This is a genomic window from Saezia sanguinis (genome assembly GCF_003991585.1).
Classification (GTDB): domain Bacteria; phylum Pseudomonadota; class Gammaproteobacteria; order Burkholderiales; family Burkholderiaceae_C; genus Saezia; species Saezia sanguinis.
Window position 1 is genome coordinate 1 of sequence record NZ_PQSP01000031.1, and the last position, 340, is coordinate 340.

Sequence of the window (340 nt, forward strand, 5' to 3'; positions counted from 1 at the left end):
GCTACGGGCGGGTCAGGCGGCGGGGGAGGTGACGACCGTTATTTCCGCCGAGGGCCTGGCTGCCTTCGTGAACTCGGCGGTCGCCGGGTTGCGGGTGTCCTCGCAAGGCGGGGTTGCGGCTGCGTGGTCCGAAGAGATGATCGCGGCGACACTACGGGCGCTGCGGCCGTCGCGACTGGACGACTGAGTCGATATGGGTGAACGGGTCCGGCGACGTATGTCCATTTTGGACAGTTCGTTACGGAATGGGTGCTCGTGCCGGCGTCATCCCGGTGGTGCTCCCGCGGGGGAGGCGGCGATTACGCCGCGCGCCCCGCCGGCATTGCCCGAGTGTCGTTGT

The 340-nt window shown here is 68.5% G+C and carries 1 protein-coding gene; it reads left to right on the forward strand.

Going from position 1 to position 340, the window contains the following annotated elements; all coding sequences use genetic code 11:
• The coding region (locus tag CUZ56_RS16040; protein ID WP_204250934.1) for a hypothetical protein at window positions 1-187 on the forward strand (187 nt) is incomplete at its 5' end.
• Between the last annotated feature and the right edge of the window lie 153 nt (window positions 188-340).